17 protein-coding genes, 1 tRNA gene and 1 rRNA gene are annotated in these 14,278 nt (G+C 70.5%); 14 read left to right on the top strand and 5 right to left on the bottom strand.

What is annotated here, in order from left to right; all coding sequences use genetic code 11:
- Positions 1-64: 64 nt before the first annotated feature.
- The 5 genes from rrf (at position 65) to ACYVHU_RS14405 (ending at position 5,685) form a co-directional block, all read left to right on the top strand.
- A 5S ribosomal RNA gene (rrf, locus tag ACYVHU_RS14425) occupies positions 65-181 on the top strand.
- A 251-nt stretch (positions 182-432) separates the two neighbouring features.
- Positions 433-1,353: an SCO4651 family lipoprotein gene (locus ACYVHU_RS14420; protein ID WP_144390140.1), complete on the top strand. Its 921-nt coding sequence runs from the start codon at positions 433-435 to the stop codon at positions 1,351-1,353.
- A gap of 133 nt (positions 1,354-1,486) precedes the next feature.
- Positions 1,487-2,800: a M16 family metallopeptidase gene (locus ACYVHU_RS14415; protein WP_078762366.1), complete on the top strand. Its 1,314-nt coding sequence runs from the start codon at positions 1,487-1,489 to the stop codon at positions 2,798-2,800.
- A gap of 50 nt (positions 2,801-2,850) precedes the next feature.
- Positions 2,851-4,197, top strand: coding sequence for a M16 family metallopeptidase (locus ACYVHU_RS14410; protein ID WP_498948752.1), 1,347 nt, complete (start codon positions 2,851-2,853; stop codon positions 4,195-4,197).
- A 315-nt stretch (positions 4,198-4,512) separates the two neighbouring features.
- Complete coding sequence (locus ACYVHU_RS14405) at positions 4,513-5,685, top strand: serine/threonine-protein kinase (protein WP_432938940.1); 1,173 nt, start codon at positions 4,513-4,515, stop codon at positions 5,683-5,685.
- Positions 5,686-5,743: 58 nt separating this feature from the next.
- Here ACYVHU_RS14405 and ACYVHU_RS14400 read toward each other — a convergent pair.
- Positions 5,744-5,816: transfer RNA gene (locus ACYVHU_RS14400), tRNA-Leu, on the bottom strand.
- 231 nt (positions 5,817-6,047) lie between these two features.
- Positions 6,048-6,530, bottom strand: a complete 483-nt coding sequence (gene bcp / locus ACYVHU_RS14395; protein ID WP_498948748.1) for a peroxiredoxin — start codon at positions 6,528-6,530, stop codon at positions 6,048-6,050.
- Between the two features lie 303 nt (positions 6,531-6,833).
- On the opposite strand from bcp, the gene ACYVHU_RS14390 reads away from it, so the two are divergent.
- On the top strand, positions 6,834-7,901 hold the full coding sequence (locus tag ACYVHU_RS14390) for a CDP-alcohol phosphatidyltransferase family protein (protein WP_432938946.1): 1,068 nt from the start codon (positions 6,834-6,836) through the stop codon (positions 7,899-7,901).
- Positions 7,902-7,916: 15 nt separating this feature from the next.
- A complete protein-coding gene (locus tag ACYVHU_RS14385; RefSeq protein ID WP_078762336.1) occupies positions 7,917-8,321 on the top strand; it encodes a DUF3618 domain-containing protein in 405 nt (134 codons plus the stop codon).
- A gap of 57 nt (positions 8,322-8,378) precedes the next feature.
- On the opposite strand, the gene ACYVHU_RS14380 is transcribed toward ACYVHU_RS14385, so the two are convergent.
- Positions 8,379-9,572, bottom strand: a complete 1,194-nt coding sequence (locus ACYVHU_RS14380; protein WP_498948746.1) for an amino acid deaminase/aldolase — start codon at positions 9,570-9,572, stop codon at positions 8,379-8,381.
- A 134-nt stretch (positions 9,573-9,706) separates the two neighbouring features.
- Between ACYVHU_RS14380 and purU the strand changes: the two genes are divergently transcribed.
- A complete protein-coding gene (gene purU / locus ACYVHU_RS14375) occupies positions 9,707-10,564 on the top strand; it encodes a formyltetrahydrofolate deformylase (protein ID WP_078762334.1) in 858 nt (285 codons plus the stop codon).
- 18 nt (positions 10,565-10,582) lie between these two features.
- Here purU and ACYVHU_RS14370 read toward each other — a convergent pair whose 3' ends face one another.
- Both ACYVHU_RS14370 and ACYVHU_RS14365 read right to left on the bottom strand, forming a co-directional pair.
- Positions 10,583-11,119, bottom strand: coding sequence for a hypothetical protein (locus tag ACYVHU_RS14370; RefSeq protein ID WP_078762333.1), 537 nt, complete (start codon positions 11,117-11,119; stop codon positions 10,583-10,585).
- On the bottom strand, positions 11,110-11,652 hold the full coding sequence (locus ACYVHU_RS14365) for an RNA polymerase sigma factor (protein WP_078762365.1): 543 nt from the start codon (positions 11,650-11,652) through the stop codon (positions 11,110-11,112). The genes ACYVHU_RS14370 and ACYVHU_RS14365 overlap by 10 nt, the downstream gene beginning before the upstream one ends.
- Positions 11,653-11,927: 275 nt before the next feature.
- Here ACYVHU_RS14365 and ACYVHU_RS14360 point away from each other — a divergent pair, with 275 nt between their 5' ends.
- From ACYVHU_RS14360 to ACYVHU_RS14335, 6 genes are all read left to right on the top strand, one after another.
- Positions 11,928-12,416 (top strand): Asp23/Gls24 family envelope stress response protein, encoded by a 489-nt coding sequence (locus tag ACYVHU_RS14360; protein ID WP_498948744.1) that lies wholly within the window; start codon positions 11,928-11,930, stop codon positions 12,414-12,416.
- Between the two features lie 4 nt (positions 12,417-12,420).
- Positions 12,421-12,735 carry a hypothetical protein gene (locus ACYVHU_RS14355; RefSeq protein ID WP_498948742.1) on the top strand — a complete coding sequence of 105 codons (315 nt, stop codon included), beginning with the start codon at positions 12,421-12,423 and terminating at the stop codon, positions 12,733-12,735.
- Positions 12,732-12,971: a hypothetical protein gene (locus ACYVHU_RS14350; RefSeq protein WP_498948741.1), complete on the top strand. Its 240-nt coding sequence runs from the start codon at positions 12,732-12,734 to the stop codon at positions 12,969-12,971. The genes ACYVHU_RS14355 and ACYVHU_RS14350 overlap by 4 nt, the downstream gene beginning before the upstream one ends.
- Positions 12,972-13,012: 41 nt before the next feature.
- Positions 13,013-13,186, top strand: coding sequence for a hypothetical protein (locus tag ACYVHU_RS14345; RefSeq protein WP_498948739.1), 174 nt, complete (start codon positions 13,013-13,015; stop codon positions 13,184-13,186).
- Positions 13,187-13,208: 22 nt separating this feature from the next.
- Entirely contained in the window at positions 13,209-13,604 is a 396-nt protein-coding gene (locus ACYVHU_RS14340) for an Asp23/Gls24 family envelope stress response protein (RefSeq protein WP_498948737.1), read from the top strand.
- A gap of 63 nt (positions 13,605-13,667) precedes the next feature.
- Complete coding sequence (locus ACYVHU_RS14335; RefSeq protein ID WP_498948736.1) at positions 13,668-14,273, top strand: Asp23/Gls24 family envelope stress response protein; 606 nt, start codon at positions 13,668-13,670, stop codon at positions 14,271-14,273.
- Positions 14,274-14,278: the final 5 nt, after the last annotated feature.

The following is a 14,278-nucleotide window of genomic DNA, read 5'->3' as shown; positions in this document are numbered from 1 at the left end:
TTTTGCCGCGTTGTTGTTGTGGCTCTTGGTTTTCCCGCCCCTGTGTGGGGGTTGGGGTGAGGGTTACGGCGGTGATGGCGGGAGGGAAACACCCGGTCCCATTCCGAACCCGGTCGTTAAGCCTCCCAGCGCCGATGGTACTGCCTCCGTGTTGGGGTGGGAGAGTAGGTCGCCGCCGGGCATCTTTTCGGTTGAGGCCGGGCTTCCTGTGGGGGGTTCGGTCTCCCGTGTGTGTGGGGGGTTCCCGTTCCGGGAACCCCCCTTTTTTTGTTTCCGCCTGAAAACGGAATAGAACTTACTGTCTGTGCTCTTCTGTGCCGTCCTGCCCTCTATGAGGATTCGGGAGTGGTGCGTTCCTCCTATACGGGAGGAAAGGTGACCCTGTCCCTGTTCTCATGTGCGATGGGGCGCGAGTAGGAGAGAATGACGCCCATGCGTCGGCAGCAGTCCTGGATGGTGGTGTCCGCCGTCAGTGTGCTTCTGGGCGTCACGGGGTGCGTGAAGGACGAGGGGCCCAACCCCTCCGAGGAAGAGCGGGCCTCCACGGCTGCGTCCCCTTCAGCGGGGGCCACGCCGGGCGCGGGGGGCGCCCCCCAGGCCGTCGAGGGAGACCCGGACACGCCGATGCCCGTCCCCGGCTCCTCGCCGGAGGCGCCGGCGGACCTGGTGGACGCGATCGAACAGGCGGCCCTGACCCGTGTCACCACGCGCTTCGAGGCGACCGCCACCCTCAACGGCATTCCCAGGGCTCGGGCCTCCGGTGGCTACGCCTTCCATGAGAAGGACCGCGTCGACTTCACCGCGGACCTGGAGATGAGCAGCAGGGAAGGCGACGACTACTCGGCGCGCTCCGTCGCGGTCGGCGAGGACTTCTACCTGCGGCCCCCCAGCACCGAGGGAATGCCTGAGGGAACCTCCTGGGTCCTGCGCTCCCGGGAGGACTTCGAGGATCCCCCCGAACCACGGGCGCTCTACGCCGAGACGATCAGGGCGATCTCCGGCATCCGCGACTGGAGCATGATCGCCGCGGCCTCGGACCTGGTGCCGGCCGGCGCGCGAACCGTCGACGGGGTGCGGGGCAGCGGCCATCACGCGACCTTCGACGTCCTCGACGGCATGGCGAACGTCAGCGGGAAGGGCGGCGCGTGGCGGGTACTCCAGGATCTGCACGCCCAGGGGGTGGAGGAGATCTCCTTCACGGTGTGGGTGGACGACGAGTATCTGCCGCTGGCGGTCCTCGTCCACATGGACACCGAGGAAGGACCCGGACATGTGGACCTGACCTTCACGGACTGGGGGACCACGATCGAGTTTCCGCTACCGCCGCGGGCCGAAGTCTGGCAACGTTCCTAACGCGCCGTACGGGGGAAGATCCATTACGTGTGAGCCGTCCCGAAGACGATGGCGCGCGTACCCGGAGACCCGGGTGAGGCCATAGGCTCTCAGGTGCAGGACGGTAATCCAGCGACAAGGGGTGCAGGAACTGGTGGCGACGAACGGCGCGGCGGGCAACATCAGCCAATTCAGACTGGACAACGGACTGCGGGTGGTGACCGCTCCCGCGGCCACCGGACAGGTGGCGGCGCTCAACCTGTGGTACGGGGTCGGCTCCCGTCACGAGGTGCCCGGCCGTACCGGCTTCGCGCACCTGTTCGAGCACCTGATGTTCCAGGGCAGCGGGAACGTCGCCAAGGGCGAGCACTTCGACGCGGTGGAGCGTCTGGGCGGCGACATCAACGCCTCCACCTCCACCGACCGCACGAACTACTACGAGACCGTTCCCGAGCACGCTCTCGATCTCGTCCTGTGGCTGGAGGCGGACCGCCTCGCCACCCTCCGGGACGGGATGACCCAGGAGGTTCTCGACAACCAGCGCGACGTCGTCAAGAACGAGCGGCGCCAGCGGTACGACAACGTTCCCTATGGCACCGCGTTCGAGCGGATCCTCGCCCTGGGCTATCCCGAGGGACACCCCTACCACCATCCGACCATCGGTTCGATGGCCGACCTGGACGCGGCCGACCTCGACTACGTGCTGTCCTTCCACGAGCGCCACTACGGCCCGGACAATCTCGTGGTGACCGTGGTGAGCAATCTCGAACCCGGCGACGTGCGCGACCGGGTGGAACGCTACTTCGGCGGGATCCCGGCCCGCGAGGTCGTCGCCGAGGCGCCCGACGCGACACTGGAGGGTCTCATCGGCGGTCCGCTGCGTGAGACCGTCACCGAGAAGGTCCCGGCGCCGGCCGTCTTCCTCGGCTACCGCGTCGGCAACTACGGCAGCCGCGACTTCGACGTCATGCACCTGGCCTCGGCCGTCCTGGGACAGGGGCAGGGAAGCCGGCTGTACCGCAGGCTCGTGGTGGAGCGCGGACTGGCCAGCGACGACGGCGGAGGGGCGGCCGACCTCCTGCCGTTCCGCTACGCGCCGAGCCTCATGCTCGTCAGCATGATCGCGCGCGAGGGGGTCAGCGGCGACGAGCTGGAGGCCGCGATCCTGGAGGAGGTCCAGGGCCTCGCCGACGGGATCTCCGAGGAGGAACTGGAACGCGCCCGCGCGGTTCTGGAGCGCGACCACCTCCAGAGCATCTCCACCCCCGGGGGACTGGCCGACGCGCTCGGCAGCTGCACCCAGCTGTTCGACGACCCCGAGCTCGTCCACACCTGGCCGCAGCGCTGGAGCGAGATCAGCACGGACGAGGTCGTGGCCGCGGCCAAGCGGTTGCTCGGCGAGGACAACCTGCTGGTCGTCCGCTTCGAGCCCGAGGCCAAGACCGGCTCCACGCCGGTCGAAGCCTGATCCGCCCCGGCCACGCCCGCCCAGACCTCGAAGGAAGAGTCGTTGTGAGTATGCTCCAGCCGCGTCCCACGCTCGGTGACGCCAGCCCCTACACGTTCCCCAAGGCACGACGTCTGCAGGTCGGTGGGGGGACCGTCGTCGCCATCGACGTCCCCGGCCAGCCCTATGCGGCGGTCCGGCTCGTCCAGCCCGCGGGCGGGACGAGTGAGCCCCTCGACCAGATGGGGGTGGCCGCGCTGGCGAACGAGGCGCTGGAGGACGGCCCCGAGGGCAACAGCTCGCTGGCGCCCGCCCTGGAACAGTACGGCGCGGAGTGGGTCTCGCGCGTCACCTGGGACAGCTTCGTCACCGGTGTGGACGCCCCGGCGAGCCGGATCGCCGACGCGACCGCGCTGTTCGCCGAGGCGGTGCGCGCTCCGGCCCTGCGGGACGATGACGTGATCCGCCGTCGCGACCAGCTCGTCGAGCGGTTCTGGCTCGAAGCGTCGATGGCCTCGACCGTGGCGGCCCGCGCCATCGGAGGCCAGCTCTTCACCGGCCGTTACGCGACGCCGCTCAGCGGTGGCCCCGCCAACCTGCAGCGGCTCACGCCCGAGACCGTCCGGGAATTCCACGCGGGTTCCGTCGCGGCTGTCGCCGGCACGCTGGTGGTCGTCGGGGACCTGTCCGGGGTGGACCTCGAAAAGATCGGAAGGACGGTCTTCGGGGACGCCCAGCCGACCCCGAGCCGTTCCACCACGGCCCCCGAGGGCGCCCCGGGGGAGCTCCCCCGCGTCCTCGTCCTGGACCGCCCGGGCTCGGTGCAGTCCGCGCTGGTCCTGGCGCACCGGGCGCCGGCCCGTTCCGAGATCGACCTGCCGCGGGCCAACGGCATGAGCGATGTGCTCGGCGGCATGTTCACCTCCCGGCTCAACATGGAGCTGCGTGAGCGCCTCGGCTACACCTACGGGGTCGGCTGCCGGTTCGACCTGCGCCGCGACAGCGGGGTGTTCTTCATCAGCACCCAGGTCGAGGGGCCGACGACCGCCCACTCGGTCACGGCGTCGTTGGAGCAGATCGAGCGGCTCCGCAACGAGGGGGTGACCGATGGCGAGCTCTCGGCGGTCCGCGAGTCCAACACGGTCGGGCTTCCGGTCGGCTACTCCACCGCGCGTAGCCTGGCGAGCGCGTTGGTCGAGGCGGTCGTGCACGACCTGCCCGAGGACCACGTCGACCAGCTGCGTGCCGGTTTCGAGCGGATCACCGCCGAGGACCTGCACCAGGCGGCGCGCGACTACCTGCACCCGAGCGAGTTCGTGATCATCGTCGCGGGCGACGCCAAGGAGGTCGCGGGGCCGTTGGAGGAGATCGGGGTCGGACCGGTCACGGTCCGCGACCCCGAGGCGTTGTGGGCCTGATCCCCGTCCCATCTCCCACCGGACGGTGAGTCGAGGCAAGGAGAGGCGAGCCACGGGACGCGGTACGGGCGGTGGGAGATCGCGAAATCGGGCCCGTGCTCCTGTGCTCCCGTGGCGACCTGCTCTAATGTCCTATGTAGCTGATATGACAGACGAATCGCCGCCGCGGCGGCGGGACGACCCCCGTACGAGTCCGCAGGAGGCCGCTGTGGCCCGTGACCTGACGCTTTAGAAGCCGTGTCCTCCATCGACAAGCCCCACGCAGAGCGGCAGACCTCGTCGCCGCTCGAATCAGCGCGCCCTGCGACTCTCGAAGTGGCTCCCGGCGAGCGCGTGCTGGCGGGGCGCTACCACCTGCGGGAGCAGATCGCGCGTGGGGGCGTCGGCACCGTCTGGCGTGCCACCGACCTCTTCCTTCACCGCGAGGTCGCGGTCAAGGAGTTGCGCCTGCCGAGCGATCTGAGCGAGTCCGAGCGCACTTCGCTGCTGCGCCGCACCACCCGGGAGGCCCGGGTCGCGGCACGGCTGACCCATCCCGCCGTGGTCACCGTCCTCGACGTCGTCAACGAGGACGGCCGGCCGTGGATCGTGATGGAACTCGTCGTGGCGCACACGCTCGCCGAGCTCATCGAGCTCGCCGGGCCACTGCCCTACCAGCGTGTGGCCGAGATCGGGCTCCATCTGATCGGCGCGCTCAAGGCGGCGCACGACGAGGGCATCATCCACCGCGACGTCAAGCCCGACAACGTGATGATCAGCGAGGACGGACGGGTCGTCCTGACCGACTTCGGCCTGGCCGCCTGGACGGGCGAGTCCGCGTTGACCACCTCGGGGCGGATCGTGGGGTCGCCTTCCTACATCCCGCCCGAGCGGGCCAAGGCCGGTCCCATCGGTCCGGCCTCCGACCTGTGGTCGCTGGGCGCGACGTTGTACGCCGCGGTCGAGGGGCATCCGCCCTACAACCGCAAGGGCTACATCGCGATCCTGCGCGGGGACGAGCTGGAGGAGCCGCCGCCGGCGGAGAACGCCGGCCCGCTCGCGCCGGTACTGGCCGGACTGCTCCACGTGAACCCGGCCGACCGGTTGACCGCGGAGAACGCGACGAAGATGTTGCGCATCGCCGCGCTCGCGCCGTGGGCGCCGGCCACCAGCCCCGAGACCGCGGCCAAGACCGCCGCGCAGGAGGTGGCCCAGCCCGCTTCCCAGGAATCGGCTCGGGAACACTTCCGGGCCGGAGCGCACGTGCTGCGCAGTTCCCTCCAGGAGTCGGTGTCGGAGTCGGTCTCCTCCCTACAGGAGGCGCTGCACCGCCACCGTCCGGAGTCGGTGAGCGCGTTGCTCACCTCGATCCGCGAGTCGACCGACACGCTCGGCCTGACCAGTTCGGGCAAGCACCGGAGTAAACGGCCGGTGGCGATGATCGCGGGCGTGGTCGTGGGGGTCGTGGCCCTGCTCGCGGTCGTGCTGTGGGCGTTGCTGTTCCGCTAGCCGGGCGGCGAACAGACAGAAGAGGCGCGGGATCGGGATCCCGCGCCTCTCGTCTGGGTAGGGCCGGCGGGATTCGAACCCGCACTGTACGCGACCTAAACGCGCCGCCTCTGCCGTTGGGCTACGGCCCCCCACCTTCGCGCTCCTCGCCGGGATGGCCGGTGACGGGTGGCTCTCCCGAGGGTGACACCGGTGGGGGAAGAGCGCAAATCCCCCGCTCCGGTGGTCCGGCGCGGACCACTGTGGTCGACGTCCCATGGTAGTGCTTCGCCACGTCGGCTGTCGCCAGGCCGGCTGAAGACGCGGTCGGCGCATCCCGTGGGCCGCGCGGTCCACTCGCCGAGCGGACCGCGCGGCACTGCTCACAGACCCAGCTCGCGCTTGATCCGTTCGACGTGACCGGTGGCCTTCACGTTGTAGAAGGCCTTCTCGACGGTCCCGTCGGCGCCGATGATGATCGTGGAGCGGATGACGCCCTGGACGACCTTGCCGTAGTTCTTCTTCTCCCCGAACGCGCCGTAGGCGCGCAGGACCTGCTTGTCGGGGTCGCCGAGCAGGGGGAAGGTGAGTCCCTGCTGGTCGCGGAACTCGGCGAGACGCGCGGTGGAGTCGGGCGAGACGCCCATGACGGTCAGACCGGCCTGTCCGAAGGCGCGGAGGTTGTCGCGGAAGTCGCAGGCCTGGGTGGTGCAGCCCGGGGTCATGGCGGCGGGGTAGAAGTAGAGGACGACGCGCCCCTTCTCCCTCACCACCTCGCTCAGCGTGACGGGCTTGCCATCGGCGTCGTCGAGGGTGAAGTCCGGCGCGGTGTCACCGGGCCTGAGGCGGACGGCGGGGTCGCTCACGGGGGCTCCTTCCAGGTCGTGGGGCGTGCCGGCCCCTTCGAGTCGTCCCAGCCTATTGCCGTCGCCGGCGCGCTGTGGCGCTGGTGTACCCCCGGTGGGCGGAGGGAACGGGCGGCGCGGCCGGTGCGGTGGAGTTCGCCCGTTCCGTGCCGAGGGGCCTGGCGCGTGACCTATGGTTGTCCGAACCCGTGCGTCCGCTCCGATCGGCCGGGGACCAGGGTGCGTAGACTCTGCGGCACTCCGGTGGCCGGTGGGCGCGCTCGGAGGACGTTGCCGATTCGCGTTGTTGGGAGAGCACCCCCGATGGCCGGTTTCACATTGGACGAGGTCAAGGAGCGCGTGTGCAAGACGCGCGATTCCTGGTGGACCGTGTGGCTGGTCGATCCATTGGCGTTGCGGTTGGTGCGGTTCGTCGCGAACCGGACGTCGATCACCCCGAACCAGGTGACGGTGGCGGCGCTGCTGTCCGGTCTGGGGGCGGCGGCCTGCTTCGCCCTGGGCTGGTGGCCCTTCCTGGTCGTCGGCGCGTTGCTGTACTACCTCTGCTTCCTGCTGGACTGCGTGGACGGCAAGCTGGCCCGGCTGACCGGTCAGGAGTCGCTGTTCGGCGCGTGGATGGACTACGTGTTCGACCGGTTCCGGGTACTGGTGTGCGCCATCGCGTTGATGGGCGGACAGTATGTGCTCACCGGCGACGTGACCTTCGTGTGGCTGGCGCTGGCGGTGGTGTTCTGCGACATGCTGCGCTATCTCAACGCGTTGCAGGTCTACAAGGTCCGCCGGGAGATGCGGTCGCACATCGCGGGGGCGTTGGAGCGGGCGCGGGCCACGCTGTCCATGCTGGAGCCGGAGTCGCGCGGACAGCGGGGAGCACTGAGCGACACGGGCGAGCAGGCGGTGCTGCGGCACGGGATCTCGGTCCTGGAGCAGATCCTGCGGACGCAGGCGGAGAAGGAGTCCCGTTACGACCGTGACGCCGGTAAGCAGCCCGACGTGCGGCTGCCGAAGGTGGACCTGCACCAGGAGTTCCGGATGCGTTTCCCCTGGTACCAGCGGTTCTGGGATTTCCTGCGCGTTCGGCGTATCCGCACCCACCTGGTGAGCGGCATCGAGTTCCAGACGGCGGTGTTCATCCTCGCGCCGTTGGCGGGGGCGGTCGCGCCTGCCGCGATCGTCTGGATCGTCGTACCCGTGGGCGTTTTGCTCCTCGCGTTCGAGATTGCGATCGTCTATAAACTGTGGTTGTCCACGCGCGACTTCTTCCGCGTCGTGGACGGAATCGAAGGCGCGTTGAACGTCACGCGCTCGCCTGAAGCGCCGACGGGCCAGGAAGGCCCGGGCGGCGATCGGTCTCAGGCGACCCTGCGCTAGCGGAAGGAAGCGGCTTTGACGGAGGGACGCGACCCCGCAGGGGCGCGACGGGACCCGGCGGCGGTCCAGGCCGAGATCGAGCGCGTCCAGGCGCGCCTGGCCCGCACCATCGACGAGATCACCGATCGCACGAAGCCGGCCAATGTGGCGCGTCGAGGCTGGGAGCAGGTTCGCGGGGCCGGAGAGCACCTGGTCGAGGAGGCTCGCTCGCTGGTGTCGGGGTCGGGGGCGGTCCGGTTGGGAAGCCACGTCGTCGAGCCGCCCGAGGGCAGTGTGCGCCTCAAGGGCGACGACGAGGTCGTGACGACCTATTCGACGAGGGCGCCGTTGCCGCCCGAACTCGTGGCGCTGGGAGTGGGCGTCGGCCTGGCCGTGGTGGTCGGTGTCGTCGTCGCCTGGCGGCGGAGGCGGGGACACTGAATCTCTGAAGAGGGGAGGGACCGGATGGTCCCTCCCCTCTTCCGTGTTCCCGCGCGTTCAGAGGAACGTCTGTCCCTCGCCCCGGTAGGTGGGGACGGTGGCGACGAGCCGGTCCCCGTCGATGAGGTGGAGTTCGGCGAAGCGCTCGCACAGCTCCCCGGCCTTGGCGTGGCGTAGCCACACCCGGTCGCCGATGGACAGGGAGGCGGCGGAGGCGCCGAGAAGCGGGGTCTGGACCTCGCCGGCGCCTTCGGTGGGGGAGAGGGAGAGACCGGCCGGGAGGTGCGGGCTGGGCAGCCGGGTGGGGTCCGCGGTGCCGGAGGCGGGGTAGCCGCCGCCCAGGACGGTGACCGCGCCGGGAGCGGGGCGGCGGACGACCGGAAGCGCGAACAGGGCGGCGGGCCGTCCGCTGAAGCCGCGGTAGTGGTCGAACAGCGTGGGCTGGTAGAAGCCGGAACCCGCGGCCAGTTCGGTGATGGCCCGTTCGCGGCGGGTGGTGTGCAGGCTGCCGGTTCCACCTCCGTTGACGAAGCGCAGGTCGGCGACGTCGCGGACGGCGTTGACGATGGCGGCGCGGCGGCGGGCGAGCTCGGTTCGGGAGTGACGCTGGACCCAGCGCAGGAGACGGCCGTAGCCGGGGCGTCCCGGCGGGTTGTCGCCGACTCCGGCGATCTGGGCCTCATAGGCCATGATCCCGTCGAGGTGGAGCCGGGGGTCCCGGGTGATCGCGCGGGCGAGCGCGGCGGCCTGGGCGGGGGTGCGTACGGGGGAGCGCAGGGCTCCGATCCGGCTGCGCGGGCCGAGGGGCTGCCAGCTGGTGTCGATGTCGATGCAGACCTTGATGGGATGGGCCGGGTCCGGCGCGGCGGCGGTGATCAGGTCGAGGTGGGCGACATCGTCCACCATGAGGGTGATGCCGCGGGCCGTGTCGGGGTGGGCGGCGAGTTCGGCGATGGCGTTGGTGTCGGCGGTGGGGTAGGCGACGAGGATGTCGTCGCAGACACCGTCGCGCGCCAGCCACAGGGCTTCGGGGAGGGTGAAGGCCATGAGGCCGCTGAAGCCGGGGAGGGCGAGGGCTTCGCGGAGGAGGTGCCGGCAACGGATGGACTTGCTGACGACGCGGATGGGGGTGCCGGCGGCGCGCCGGGCGAGGTCGGCGGCGTTCGCGTGGAACGCGGCCAGGTCGAGGACGGCGAAGGGAGGGTGGAGGTGGCGGGTCGCCGCTTCGTAGCGTTCGCGAGCGCTGCTCATGTGGGGAGCATGCCACAGATTATGAAACTTCTTCACGTATGATCCTCGGCTCCTTCCGGCGATTCCCGTCATCGAGGCGTGGGCACGCGGATAACCTGGAACTTCACGGCTGCTGACTTTGGAGTTTCCTGGCCATGACCGACCACGAGTACGTGCTGACCCTGTCGTGCCCCGACGCCCGCGGAATCGTCGCTGCTGTGGCGACCCTGCTGGCCGGAAACGGATGCAACATCACCGAGAGCCAGCAGTACGGAGACCACTACACCGGACGCTTCTTCCTGCGGGTGCAGTTCGAGGCGGGGCGGGAGGCCCCAGGGGAGGACGAGCTGCGCGCGGCGCTGGCCGGACTGGCCGGGGAGTTCGCGATGGAGTGGGAGCTGTGGCGGCGCGGCGTGCGCCCGCGCATGCTCGTCATGGTGTCGAAGTTCGGGCACTGCCTCAACGACCTGCTCTACCGGCAGCGAAGCGGCCTGCTCGACGTCGAGATCGCCGCGGTCGTCTCCAACCATCCCGACCTGGAGTTCCTCGCGCGTTCCTACGGGGTGGACTTCCACCACCTGCCGGTGACGCCCGAGACCAAGCCCCAGGCCGAGGCCAGGCTGCTCGGCCTGGTCGACTCCTACGGTGTGGACCTGGTGGTCCTGGCCCGTTACATGCAGGTGCTCTCGGAGGAGTTGTGCCAGAAGATGGCGGGACGGATCATCAACATCCACCACTCATTCCTGCCCAGCTTCAAGGGGGCCCGCCCCTACCACCAGGCGCACGCCCGGGGGGTGAAGCTGATCGGTGCGACCGCGCACTACGTCACCGCCGACCTGGACGAGGGACCCATCATCGAGCAGGAGATCGCGCGGGTCGACCACACCTACAGCCCCGAGCGTCTGGCGGCCGTGGGCCGGGACCTCGAATCGGTGGCGCTGGCACGCGCGGTGGGCTGGCACGCCGAGCGACGGGTTCTGCTCAACGGGGCGAAGACCGTCGTCTTCCGCTGAGACGCCGGTCCGCATAGCTCAGGACAGGTCGACGACCTCGACGTCCACGCGGATCAACGTCCAGCCCAGCTGGTGCCTGGCGGCGTCGCGCACGGCCCGCCGGGCCGCTTCGGCGAGTTCGGGGATGGCGGCGCCGGTCTCGACCCGAGCCGTCAGGAGAACGCTCAGGCCCTCGTCCTCCTCGCTGATACGGCAGCGGCCGACACTGATGCCGCCGACCGTCTCGGCGGCCGTTCGCAGGATCCGCGCCGCGGCGGGCTCGCGCACCCGTGTGACACCGTGCTGCTCCGGCGGGACGGGCAGGGCACGACCAGGCCGCCCCTCGGTGCGGACGACACGCATGACCTCGTCGAGCAGTTGCGGCGGCGCGGAGACCGACTCGGAGGCGAGGTCGTCGCGTGCGCTGTCCAGCGCGCGCAGTCTCCGCACGGCCCCGCGGCAGTGAGAGCAATTCCGCTCGTGCGCGGTCAGCGCTCCCTCGGCCAGATGGCCGGCGAGCGTGGTCAGATCGGTGCCGCAGGGCAGGCGGTCGTGGTCAGTGGGCTCTACCGCCATAGACGTAGCGCCTCCACGAGGTGGGTACGGGCGCGGTGGATGCGGCCGCGTACGGCGGTCGGGGTCGCGTTGACGATCTGCGCTATCTCCTCATAGCTCATTCCTTCCAGTTCGCGCAGTATCCAACACGCGCGCTGCCCCGGGGGCAGGTTGGCCAGCGCCCGAGTCAGCGCGCCCCGCAGTTGTGAGGCCATGGACTGGTGCTCGGGCCCCGGCGCGGCGGTGGGCAGCCCCTCGTCGATGGGCGCGGCGGGGATGCGGGACCGGACGGCGTTGAGCGCCCGATTGGTGACGATCCGGTAGAGCCACGCGGAGAACACCGCGGTGTTCTCCAGCTCGGGTAGTTTCCGCCAGGCCGTGATCAAGGCCTCCTGGGCGGTGTCTGCGGCGTCGGCCGCGTCGCCGAGGACGCGCAGCGCGATCCGGTAGACGGTGTCCTGGTGGCGACGGAGCAGGGTGTCGAACGCGCCGGTGTCGCCGTCCTGGGCGCGTTCGGCCAGCGTCGCGTCCGGGGAGAGTGGTCGATCCTCCATCTGGCTGTCCGCCACCTCCTTGTGCGCGCCGTCCCAACGTTACTTTAAGCGTCCGATCAACTACATTGAGTTCCGATGCGGTGAAGTCGCTTCAGTTCGCGTTCGATGACGATGTGGCGTGGATCACGCCGAATCGGGCGTGAGGAGATCGGCCCGTGCCGTGTCCTCATGGGTGAAGCGGTCGAGGGCGGCTTCCGCACGCGACCGGCCGCCCGCTTCGGGCGTTGCCGCCGCCGCGAGACAGACGCCCACCGAGCGATAAGGAGTGCACGACAGTGAGCGAGACCAAGACGGAGACCAAGGTGCCCTCGGCACGCGAGTCCGGGGCGAGCGCACAGGGCGGCAGTACACGCGACCTCGTGACCAGCAATGGCCGTACCTCCATCGCCGACCACGTCGTCGCGAAGATCGCCGGTATGGCCGCGCGCGAGGTCGGCGGGGTCCACCGGATGGGGGGCGGGGCGGCCCGGGCCTTCGGCGCGGTGCGCGACCGGATCCCCGGTGCGAGCAGCACCACCAACGCCTCACGCGGCGTCAGCGTCGAGGTCGGCGAGCGCCAGGCCGCCATCGACATCGACCTGATCATCGAATACGGGGTCGCCATCCCCGACCTCGCCGCGGCGGTTCGCCGCAACGTCATCAACGGTGTCGAGCGGATGACCGGTCTTGAGGTCACCGAGGTGAACATCACCGTCGGTGACATCCACCTTCCCGACGAGGAGGACGACGACAGCAGCGCCCCCTCCGAGCCGCGGGTGAGGTGATCCCGTGACGGGCGCCGGAACCGATTCCGTCGAGGACGTGACACGACGCATCGCCGACCGGCTGCGCGGGCTTCCCGACGTCGCCGCCCTGTCCGCGGGCAGGTTCGGCACGGTCACCACGCCTGTCGTGGGCGGGCGCATCGAGGGGGTGGCGTTGCGACCCGACAGCGTGGAGGTCGGCGTGGTGGTGCGCTACGGGCGTCCGCTGCCACAGCTCGCCGCCGACCTGCGTGCGGAGATCGCGCCGCTGGCCCGTGGACGCAGGATCGACGTGTCGATCGAGGACGTCGTCCCCCCACCGGCGGGGGCACGGCCATGAACACCGACCGCAGGGCCCTGCGCGACTGGGTTCGCCGCAACCATCCCGACGTGGGGGGCGACCCCGAGGCGTTCGCCCTGGGGTTGGCGCGCCTGCGCGGAACGATGTCCCGCGCCCCGGTCGACGGCCGAACCCACATCGAGATCCACCGCGCGCCACGGGGTCCCCTCGGCCATCTGGCCGAGGCGGTGCGCCGCAGGCGCCGCCGCCGCGCCCGTGCCCGCCGGCTGCGTTGACGGGGCGGCGCAGTAACACTCACCGAACTGGAGGAGGGGCCATGTGGCCGATCGTGGGACTGGCCTTCGGGTCGCTACTGGGGCTCGCCGGCGCGTTCGGCGGTTTCGAGGCGTTCGCCTTGGTCCTGGTGCTCGGAGTACTGGGATTCCTGGCGGGGCGCGCGTTCGAGGGCGAGATCGACCTCGTCGACCTGTTCACGCGGCGCTCGTCCTGACGCCGCCGGATCGGAGACAACGATGAGCACGACGGCCGCACCGCCACGGACGGTGCCCCGGCAACGCCCCCGACCCGCCGAGCCCGAACAGCGGGGCACCACCACCATTCCCGAACGGGTCGTCGCCAAGATCGCGGCTCGGGCGGCGGCGGAGGTCGGAGGGACACGCCGGGTGGGCGGCGGGGTCACCGCCCTGCTCGGTTCCTCGTCCCGCCCGGCCAAGGCCAGCGCCCGGATCAACGGCACAACGGTGTCGTTGCGTCTGGGGATCGCGGTGCGCTACCCCGCCCCGGTCCGTTCGACGGCCCGCGAAGTACGGGAACACGTGCGGGAGCGGGTCGAACAGACCACCGGGCTCACGGTGCGCCACATCGACATCGAGATCACCGGCCTGGTACGGGAGGGGCGCGCGGATTGACCGCCCGGCCGCACACGACGAGGAAGCCGGCGGCGAGCCGGCTTCGGAAAGGAGGGGGAGCACATGACGACAGTGGAGGACGCGTTGACCCGGCCGGACCCGGCCACCACCCGGCGAGCGCGCCGCGTGGCCGTGCACACCTTCCGGCCGCGCCGTTCCTGGCCGGCGTTCATCGTCGGTGCGCTCATCGTGGTGGTGGCCGGCCTGGCCGCCGCCGAGGTCATATCGACACTCGTCGGCAGCCCGTTGCGGATCCTGCCCGTCGACAAGGCCGCCGACTACGCGGGCAGCGCCCGCTGGAACGACCCGTCGGTACAGGTGGCCTCCGCCGTACTCGCGTTGATCGGTCTGGTGCTGATCTCGTTGGCCCTGGTACCGGGACGGGGACGCTGGACGGTGCTGCGCACCGACGATCCCGCTCTGGTCGTTGGGCTCTCCCGGGCGGGAATGCGCCGTGCCCTGACCGCCGCGGCATGCGAGGTGGACGGGGTGCGCGGGGCGTCCGTCCGGGTCGGCCGGCGCCGGGTCAAGGTGCGCGCCGAGACCGTGCTGCGTCACGCCGGCGATCTGCCCGCGCAAGTGCGCGCGGCCGTTCAGGGACGACTCGACGAACTGGATCCGGTCCGCAAACCGAAAGTACGTGCACAGGTACGGTACGCGAAGGCGTGATGGTC

Source organism: Marinactinospora endophytica, assembly GCF_054780875.1.
This window is presented reverse-complemented; position numbering and strand designations above follow the sequence as displayed.

What these genes read in the sequence shown, in the direction of transcription:
- purU (WP_078762334.1), top strand. Translation starts at nt 9,707, where the DNA reads ATGACCGACCACGAGTACGTGCTGACCCTGTCGTGCCCCGACGCCCGC.
- ACYVHU_RS14350 (WP_498948741.1), top strand. Translation starts at nt 12,732, where the DNA reads ATGAACACCGACCGCAGGGCCCTGCGCGACTGGGTTCGCCGCAACCAT.
- ACYVHU_RS14380 (WP_498948746.1), bottom strand. Translation starts at nt 9,572, where the DNA reads ATGAGCAGCGCTCGCGAACGCTACGAAGCGGCGACCCGCCACCTCCAC.
- ACYVHU_RS14345 (WP_498948739.1), top strand. Translation starts at nt 13,013, where the DNA reads ATGTGGCCGATCGTGGGACTGGCCTTCGGGTCGCTACTGGGGCTCGCC.
- ACYVHU_RS14365 (WP_078762365.1), bottom strand. Translation starts at nt 11,652, where the DNA reads ATGGAGGATCGACCACTCTCCCCGGACGCGACGCTGGCCGAACGCGCC.
- ACYVHU_RS14420 (WP_144390140.1), top strand. Translation starts at nt 433, where the DNA reads ATGCGTCGGCAGCAGTCCTGGATGGTGGTGTCCGCCGTCAGTGTGCTT.
- ACYVHU_RS14370 (WP_078762333.1), bottom strand. Translation starts at nt 11,119, where the DNA reads ATGGCGGTAGAGCCCACTGACCACGACCGCCTGCCCTGCGGCACCGAT.
- ACYVHU_RS14335 (WP_498948736.1), top strand. Translation starts at nt 13,668, where the DNA reads ATGACGACAGTGGAGGACGCGTTGACCCGGCCGGACCCGGCCACCACC.
- ACYVHU_RS14410 (WP_498948752.1), top strand. Translation starts at nt 2,851, where the DNA reads ATGCTCCAGCCGCGTCCCACGCTCGGTGACGCCAGCCCCTACACGTTC.
- ACYVHU_RS14390 (WP_432938946.1), top strand. Translation starts at nt 6,834, where the DNA reads ATGGCCGGTTTCACATTGGACGAGGTCAAGGAGCGCGTGTGCAAGACG.
- ACYVHU_RS14340 (WP_498948737.1), top strand. Translation starts at nt 13,209, where the DNA reads ATGAGCACGACGGCCGCACCGCCACGGACGGTGCCCCGGCAACGCCCC.